Source organism: Rhodoferax sp. RT4P68 (assembly GCF_056521305.1).
On record NZ_JBWMBB010000002.1, the window covers coordinates 689,963 to 697,762 of the forward strand.

Annotated in this window: 7 protein-coding genes and 1 pseudogene; 2 read left to right on the forward strand and 6 right to left on the reverse strand. The window is 68.8% G+C overall.

What is annotated here, in order from left to right; genetic code table 11:
- Window positions 1-20: 20 nt before the first annotated feature.
- Window positions 21-991 (reverse strand): annotated as a pseudogene (locus AC099J_RS06505) (Bug family tripartite tricarboxylate transporter substrate binding protein).
- Window positions 988-2,070: a CDP-6-deoxy-delta-3,4-glucoseen reductase gene (locus tag AC099J_RS06510; RefSeq protein WP_479614403.1), complete on the reverse strand. Its 1,083-nt coding sequence runs from the start codon at window positions 2,068-2,070 to the stop codon at window positions 988-990. Before AC099J_RS06510 ends, AC099J_RS06505 begins: the two are co-directional and overlap by 4 nt.
- A gap of 46 nt (window positions 2,071-2,116) precedes the next feature.
- Between AC099J_RS06510 and AC099J_RS06515 the strand changes: the two genes are divergently transcribed.
- Complete coding sequence (locus AC099J_RS06515; protein ID WP_479614404.1) at window positions 2,117-3,034, forward strand: NAD-dependent epimerase/dehydratase family protein; 918 nt, start codon at window positions 2,117-2,119, stop codon at window positions 3,032-3,034.
- A gap of 130 nt (window positions 3,035-3,164) precedes the next feature.
- On the opposite strand, the gene AC099J_RS06520 is transcribed toward AC099J_RS06515, so the two are convergent.
- Together AC099J_RS06520 and AC099J_RS06525 are read right to left on the reverse strand one after the other, a co-directional pair.
- Window positions 3,165-4,085 (reverse strand): S1C family serine protease, encoded by a 921-nt coding sequence (locus tag AC099J_RS06520; protein ID WP_479614405.1) that lies wholly within the window; start codon window positions 4,083-4,085, stop codon window positions 3,165-3,167.
- 234 nt (window positions 4,086-4,319) lie between these two features.
- Window positions 4,320-4,853 carry an Rrf2 family transcriptional regulator gene (locus AC099J_RS06525; RefSeq protein ID WP_479614406.1) on the reverse strand — a complete coding sequence of 178 codons (534 nt, stop codon included), beginning with the start codon at window positions 4,851-4,853 and terminating at the stop codon, window positions 4,320-4,322.
- Window positions 4,854-4,972: 119 nt separating this feature from the next.
- Between AC099J_RS06525 and nhaR the strand changes: the two genes are divergently transcribed.
- Window positions 4,973-5,869, forward strand: coding sequence for a transcriptional activator NhaR (gene nhaR / locus AC099J_RS06530; RefSeq protein ID WP_479614407.1), 897 nt, complete (start codon window positions 4,973-4,975; stop codon window positions 5,867-5,869).
- Between the two features lie 170 nt (window positions 5,870-6,039).
- Here nhaR and AC099J_RS06535 read toward each other — a convergent pair whose 3' ends face one another.
- Window positions 6,040-7,506, reverse strand: coding sequence for a nickel-dependent hydrogenase large subunit (locus AC099J_RS06535; protein ID WP_479614408.1), 1,467 nt, complete (start codon window positions 7,504-7,506; stop codon window positions 6,040-6,042).
- Window positions 7,499-7,800 (reverse strand): hypothetical protein (locus AC099J_RS06540; protein ID WP_479614409.1); only part of this gene is annotated, 302 nt, incomplete at its 5' end. The genes AC099J_RS06540 and AC099J_RS06535, both read right to left, overlap by 8 nt.

The window sequence follows — 7,800 nt, forward strand, 5'->3', positions numbered from 1 at the left end:
GCGAACGCCCTCTCAAGCTTTCAGTCGACCTGCGCGCCCGAGGCCTTGACCAGGCGCTCGTACTTGACAAGCTCAGCCTGCATGAACGTTCCGAACTCGGTCGGCGTGTTGGCCACCGGTTCGGCCATCAGGTTGGCGAAGCGCTGGCGCGTCTCGGGCGACTGCAGCGCCGCGACGAAGGCCTGGTTCAGCCGTGCCAGTACGTCCGGCGGCGTGCCGGCAGGCGCCACCAGGCCCCACCAGGTGTCGATGGAAAAGCCCTTGAGCGTCTCGGAAATGGGCGGTGCATCGGGCAGCGCAGGCGAGCGCTGCAGCGTGGTGACGGCCAGCGGTTTGAGCTTGCCCGACCGGATGCCGGGCGCCGCCGTGGCCAGGTTGTCGAAGTTGAAGTCGACCTGGCCCGACTGCAGCGCCAGCTGCGCCGGGTTGCCGCCGTTGTAGGGAATGTGCAGCGCGAAGATGCCGGCCTGGGCCTTGAACATCTCGCCGGCCAGGTGGCCGGCGCTGCCGTTGCCGCCCGAGCCGTAGTTCAGCTTGGCGGGATGGGCTTTGGCGTAGGCGATGAGGTCGGCCAGCGTGTTGATCTTTAGCCGCTGGGCGGTCTCTGCATTCATGACCAGCACATTGGGCACGCGCAGCATCTGCGTGATGGGGGCGAAATCGCGCGCCGCATCGAACGGCATCTTGCGGTACAGCCAGGGGTTGACGGCGTGCGTGGCGGTGGCGGCGATGCCGATGGTCAGGCCGTCCGGCGCGGCCTTGGCCACGATGTCGGCGCCGATGTTGCCGCCAGCACCCGGCTTGTTGTCGATGATGACGGTGCCCAGGCTGTCTTTCACGCGCTCGGCCAGCACGCGGGCCGTGACGTCGATCGGCCGCCGGGTGCGTAGGGGACGACCAGGCGGATGGGCTTGTTCTGCGCCAGCGCGGGTGCGGCGGCAAGGGCGAGGGCGGCCAGCAGCGCGGCGCGGCGACTTGCATTGAAGTTCATGGTTGCGCCTTGTCGGCTTCCGTGGTGAACGCGTCGGCAAAAAATTCTTCCGGCGGCAGGCCGGCCTGGGCCGTGTAGTCGGCGCGGGCCGAGTCGACCACGATGGGCGCCCCGCAGGCATAGACCTGGTGGCCCGACAGATCGGGCACATCTTCCAGCACGGCGCGGTGCACGAAGCCGGTGCGGCCCGTCCAGTTGTCTTCGGGCATGGCGTTGGAGACGACGGGCACATAGCGCAAGTGCGGCATCTCGGCCATGCGCGCGCGCACCCAGTCGTCCATGTACAGGTCCGACGGCCGGCGCCCACCCCAGTACAGCGTGGCGGGGCGGGTGATGTTCTTGAACTGCAGCTGCTCGATCACGGCCTTCAGCGGCGCAAAGCCGGTGCCCGAGGCCAACAGCACCATGGGCTTGTCGGAATCCTCGCGCAGGAAGAAGCTGCCGTACGGGCCTTCGATGCGCAGGATCTCTTTCTCCTTCATGGCGCTGAACACGTGGTCGGTGAACTTGCCGCCGGGCATGTGGCGGATGTGCAGCTCCACGCTGGGGCCGACGGGGGGCGTGACATCGGGCCGCAGGGCGGTGTGCGGCGCATTGGCCATGGAGTAGCTGCGCCGCGCGCCGTCGCGCAGGATGAACTCGATGTACTGGCCGGCGTGGTAGCGCATGGCGTCGTTGGCCGGCAGCTGCAGCTTGACCAGCATCACATCGTGCGACACCTTGGCCAGGCTGATCACGCGCGAGGGCATGCGTTTGATCGGGAAGGCACTTTCGTCGGTGACCTGGCGCGATTCGAGCACCACGTCGGTCTGGGGCACGCCGCAGCAGGTGAGGATCAAGCCGGCGGCTTCTTCTTCGGCCGACAAGGCCTTGCTCTGGTGCGGGCCATGCTCGACGCGGCCCTCCAGCATCTTGCATTTGCACGAGCCGCAGGCACCGTCCTTGCAGCCATAGGGCAGGCCGACGCCCTGGCGGATGCCGGCGGCCAGGATCGCTTCACCGGCAGCTGCCCGGAACGCGCGCCCGCTGGGTTGCACGGTGATCTGGAACTCCGGCGCGGCGGCCGTGGTGCTGTTCATCTTTGGGTATCCTCGAAGGCTTTTCGCCGCTTGTGGAGCCGGGATTTTGCCTTCAAACCAATCACCGCTCGGGGCACTGCCCGCGCGCTTTCGCCGCGCCCGCGTGCTCATCGTCGGCTGTGGCGATGTGGGCCAGCGCGTCGCCGCGCAGATGCCGACGGGCCTGCGTGTGCTGGCGCTGACCTCATCGCCTGAGCGCTGCGTTGAGCTGCGCGCGCGCGGCCTGGTGCCGCTGCAGGGCGATCTGGACCACCCGTCCTCGCTGCGCCGGCTGGCCGGGCTGGCCGACCGCGTGCTGCACCTGGCGCCGCCGCCAGGCGAAGGGCGCGGCGATCCGCGCACGCGGGCGCTGGCCCGGGCGCTGCTGCGCCGCGCGCCGCCGCGGGCATTGGTCTACGGGTCGACCAGCGGGGTCTATGGCGATTGCAGTGGTGAGCGGGTGACGGAGGTGCGGGCGCTGGCGCCGCACACCGAGCGTGCCCAGCGGCGTGTGGATGCCGAAGCGGCGGTGCATTTCTTCGGCCGCGTGGCCGGTGTGCGCACCAGCGTGCTGCGCATACCCGGCATCTACGCACCCGACCGCGCGGGCGGCACGCCGCGCGAGCGGCTGCTGCGCGGCACGCCGGTGCTGCGCGCCGAGGACGATGTCCACACCAACCACATCCACGCCGACGATCTGGCGCGCGCCTGCATCGCGGCGCTGTGGCGCGGCAAGCCGCAGCGGGCCGTCAACGTCAACGACGACACCGAGCTGAAGATGGGCGACTACTTCGACCTGGCGGCCGACCTGTACGGCCTGCCACGCCCGCCGCGCGTGGCCCGCAGCGCCGCGCCGGCGCAGTTGCCGCTGGGGGTGCTGAGCTTCATGTCGGAATCGCGCCGGCTGGTCAACACGCGCATGCGGCGTGAACTTCGGCTGAAGTTGCGCTACCCGACCGTGGCAGAGGGGCTGCGCGGGGGGTGAAGCGTGCGAGTCGGTGCATGGCCGTGCAGAGCGCTGTAGCGCTGACGTCGCTGCGTCATCGACGCCAGGTGGCGCGGATGCCGCTTCAGGGCCTGTGGGCGATGACTGCGGTGCCGACGCCGGCGCCGGTTCAGATCCCGGCGGGCTTGCGCATGGTCGTCATGCGGTCGACGGTCTTGACGGTGACGGTCTTCACGTCGGCGCCCTGCAGCACGGTCAGCTCGACCTCGCCGTCCGGTGCGGCGCGGTCCCACAGCTTTTTGTAGAAGGCCTCCAGCGTCGTGACTTTGACGCCGTCGATGGCCAGCACCACGTCCCCCGGCTTCAGGCCGGCGGCCAGTGCCGGGCTCTCCTTGCTGACGCGCACGATCTGCAGCCGGCCGTCCTGCTCCACCGAGCTGAGGCCCAGCCAGGGGCGCCGGCTGACGCGGGTGCTGCCGGTGCTCTGCAGCTCGGCCAGGATCGGCTTGAGCAGATCGACCGGCACGAACATGTTGCCCGGCGAGCGCTGGTTGGCGCCCAGCGCATCCATGACGAACAGGCTGCCAATGCCCACCAGCTCGCCCCGCTGGTTGAACAACGGCGCGCCGGAGTGGTTCGGCACCGGCGGGCTGGTGAACAGCGCGGCGTCGAGAAAATATTCCCAATAGCCTGAGAAGGCCCGCTTGCTGACCAGCTGCGTCATGGCCACGTCGCCGGCAGCGCCCTCGGCGCCGCCCATGCCGACCATCAGCACCACGCCGGGCGCCATGTCCTGGCCATTGCCCAGCTGGACGGGCACGACGCCGCGCAGCGGGGTCAACGGCCGCAGCAAGCCGAAACCGGTGGCCAGGTCGTAAGCCACGGCTTGCGCCGGCAGGGAGCGGCCGTCCCGCGTGACGATCTGGATCGTCTCAGCCTCCAGCATCAGATAGCCGATCGTGAGCACCAGGCCATCGGGGCCGATCACGACGCCCGTGCCTTGGCGATGGCGCCCCAGCGTCTCGGCCGACACCGCGTTTTCCGTCGCATTGACCTGCACGCCAACGACCGCGGCATGCGCGCGGCTCAACGCATCGATGGTTTGCTGGGCGGCCAGAGGTGGCGGCGCCGCGGCCTGTGCAAGGGCGGGGCCAAGGCCCAGGCAAAGCGACAGGAGGAGTTGGTGTGCGCGGTGTGGTGGGCTGGCGCGCGAGGAGCTGGAGGGGTGCACGATGAACTCCCGAAAGTGGTAGGAGACGTGGGTGCAGGATGCGCCGAAAGCGCGGCCCGGGCAAGGGCCAGCCCCGCCTTGCCGGGCCCGGCCTCAGCTTTTCAGCTGCAGGTACTTGCCGTAGGCGAACACCGAGTTGGGCGCGCTGACCACAGAAGGGCGCGCTTTGGGCTGCACTGCAGCGCGGCGGCGGGCAGGGCCGGCCTCGATCGTCACGCCCTTGGCGCGCTGCTCGTCGACCAGCTGGCGCAGCGAGACGCCTTGCATGTAGTCGAGCATGCAGGCGGACAGGCTGTCCCAGAGCTCGCTGGCGGTCTTCGGGTCGGTACCGGGGCCGACCAGCGCGGCGCCCTGGGCATCGGCCGCAGCCTGATCGTCCACGGCCAGGATGATGTCCGCCACGGTGATGCCGCTGGCCTTGCGCGCCAGGGTGTAGCCGCCGCCCGGGCCGCGTGCGCTCTCGACCAGGCCGCTGCGGCGCAGGCGGCTGAACATCTGCTCCAGATAGGACAGCGAGATCTGCTGGCGCGCGCCGATGGCGGACAGCGTCACAGGCCCCAGGTGTTCGCGCAGGGCGACGTCGATCATCGCGTTGACAGCGAAACGGCTCTTGGTGGTCAGTCGCATGGCGGGCTCCTTTTGTTGGATTCGTGGTTCGGAAGACGGGACTCTAGACGCGATCACACTTCGCGTATATTCGATTTTGAAGACAAAACACTTCGAGAAAACCGCAGGAACTTTTCAGCATGAACTTCAAGCACCTGCGTTATTTCTGGGTGGTGGCCAAGGCGGGCGGGGTGATGCGCGCCGGTGAGCAGCTGCACACCACGCCGCAAACCCTGTCCGGCCAGATCAAGTTGTTTGAAGACTGGATCGGCCACAAATTGTTCCGCAAACAGGGCCGACGACTCGAATTGACTGAGCAGGGCCGTGTCGCGCTGGACTACGCCGAGGAGATTTTCGCGCTTGGCGCCGAGCTGGAAGCCGCCGTGCGCCACAAGCGGGGCGAACGGCGCCCGCTGGAATTTCGCGTTGGCGTTGTCGATTCGGTGGCCAAGACAGTGGCCTACCAGTTGCTTTCGCCGGCGCTGGACGTGCCCGAGCCGGTGCGCATGATCTGCCACGAAGGCAAGTACGACGAGTTGCTGGCCCAACTGGCGCTGCATCGGCTCGATCTGGTGATCGCCGACGAGCGGGTGTCGGGCAAGGTCAGCGTGCGCGCCTTCAACCACGCGCTGGGCCGCAGCCCGATGACATTTTTTTGCGCGCCGACCTTGCGCGGCAGTCTGCAAGGCGAGTTTCCGCAGTGTCTGGAGGGTGCGCCCATGCTGGTGCAGGGCGCGGCCTCGGCCGTGCGCCAACAGCTCGACCCCTGGCTGGCGCGCCTGCAAATCCGCCCGCGCATCGTGGGCGAGTTCGACGACACAGCGCTCATGAACGCCTTTGGCCGTGAGGGGCGCGGTGTGTTCATGTCGCCCTCGGTGCTGGAGCAGCAGACGGTGGCGCAATACGGTGTGGAGGTGCTGGGGCGCAGTGCCGAGCTTGCGGAAGAGTTCTTCGCCATCTCGGTGGAGCGTCGCATCACCCACCCCTGCGTGGCAGCCATCACCCGGGTAGCGCGCGCCCAACTGTTCCACAGCTGACCGATCGCACGTCCGCCATGACCGCGCGGGGGCGGCAGGGGCGAGAGCGCGGTGCATACCATTCACCCGGTAAGGTTATGACGCGGCCACGCCACACGCTGTAGGAGAGCATCGGTTTGCCCCTGTCGGCACAGGCGCCGAGTGGATGAGGTGTGCGTGTGTGGTCAGGCTCAGTGCACCGTGCAGACCATGCACGGGTCGAACGAGCGCACGATGTGCTGCACCGTCACCGGCGTCTGCTCGCCAGGCTGCACGGGTGCGTTCTCCAATGCCATCTCCAGCGCGCCGGGCGTGCCGGCGGCGTCGCGCGGCGAGAAGTTCCACGAGGTGGGCGCGACGATCTGGTAATTGGCGATGCGCCCGCCGCGCACCACCAGCCAGTGGCCGAGTGCCCCGCGCGCGGCCTCCGACAGGCCGATGCCTTGGCCTTCGTCCGGCAGCGCGGTCGCGTCGCAATAGGGCTCGCCGCTGTGCAACTGCAGCAGCCACGATTCCATCATCGGCAGCACGCGCGCCAGTTCCAGCGCGCGCGCCAGCACCCGCGTGAACACCGTGGCGCCATGGCGGCCGACCACGTCCTGCACCAGCGGATGCTGCGATGCCAGTTGCCGCGCGATGGCGCCGGTCTCCACCACCTCGCCGGCCAGGCGCGGCGCCTTGTTCCAGGTGTAGGCGTCGGGCTTGTCGGCATCCGGCCGGGTCAGGCCCTGCAGCGGGTGGCGGGGCGCGCCGTGGTCGTCCAGCCAGGCGTGGGTGGCGTCTTCGGTGATGGCCTGTGCGTCCGGCGCACTCCAGCTGCCACCTGCGCGCCAGACGCCGGCCGCCAGCGCGTGGCCACCGCCCGGCTGCGGGTAGGCGCCAAAGCTCAGAGTGCGGCCCGGCCCACGCCCCAACGAGGCCAAATCCAGATCGCGCGCGATGGTCAGGAACAGGCGCAGGTCGCCGCGCAGCGGGTCGTGCGCATGCCAGGCCCACAGCGCGTCTTCGCTGGCCAGCGCCGCCATGTCTTCGAGTGCGGCGCCGAACAGTTGTTGCTCCAGGAATCGGCGGAACTCGCGCACGCGCGCCAGCAGCCGCACGCGCTCGGCCGCCTCCACCGCCCGCGTGCTGCCGCCCGGCTCGATGCTTTGCGTGTGCGGCCACTTGCCGGCCAGCGTGCCCAGCAGCGTGAACCAGCGCTGGCGCGCCGCAATGGCCTGGCGCGTCTGCTCACCGGCCTGCGGGTCAAAGCGGCGCACGGCTTCGGCGTGCCAGGGTTTGGCTGCGTAGACCGGCCGCATGAAGTCCGGCATGAAGAACAGGTAGAAATGCGTGAGGTGGTCGGCCAGGTTTTCGGTCGCCAGGATCAGGTTGGTCACATGCTGGCCATTGGGCGGCGGCGTGACCCCGGCCAGGTCGGCCAGCGCACGGGCAGCCGCCACCGATTGCGAGACCGAGCAGATGCCGCAGATGCGCGGCACGTAGATGAGCGCGTCGTGCGGCGCCTTGCCGGTGAGGATCTGCTCGAAGCCGCGGTACATGGTGGCGTTGACGCGGGCCGAACGCACGCGGCCGTCGGCGATGTCGAGGGCTACTTCGAGGTCGCCTTCGACGCGGTTGAAGGGGCCGACGAGGAGCCGGGTGGTCTTCTCAGTCATTCTGGGGAGACACGGTGGGGGTACGGTCCGGGGTGCGGGCTGAGGTGCCGTGGCGGGCGCGGGCCGAGGCCACCGGGTAGCTTTCTCCGCGAATGTCCCCCGGTCCGCGCAGGGCGCGTCCCTCCTCCTTTATTTCTACAGGGACTTCCCACCACGTCAACAACCGGTCATGGATTTTTTCTACAGGGACTTCCCACCACGTCAACAACCGGTCATGGATTTTTTCTTCCATTGATAGACAGTCTTCGTTGTCGTTCAAAGCAGGCACGCAGTAAGAGAAGAGGCCACCACAAA

Coding starts and splice junctions, on each gene's coding strand:
- AC099J_RS06510 (WP_479614403.1), bottom strand. CDS start 2,070: ATGAACAGCACCACGGCCGCCGCGCCGGAGTTCCAGATCACCGTGCAA.
- AC099J_RS06525 (WP_479614406.1), bottom strand. CDS start 4,853: ATGCGACTGACCACCAAGAGCCGTTTCGCTGTCAACGCGATGATCGAC.
- nhaR (WP_479614407.1), top strand. CDS start 4,973: ATGAACTTCAAGCACCTGCGTTATTTCTGGGTGGTGGCCAAGGCGGGC.
- AC099J_RS06535 (WP_479614408.1), bottom strand. CDS start 7,506: ATGACTGAGAAGACCACCCGGCTCCTCGTCGGCCCCTTCAACCGCGTC.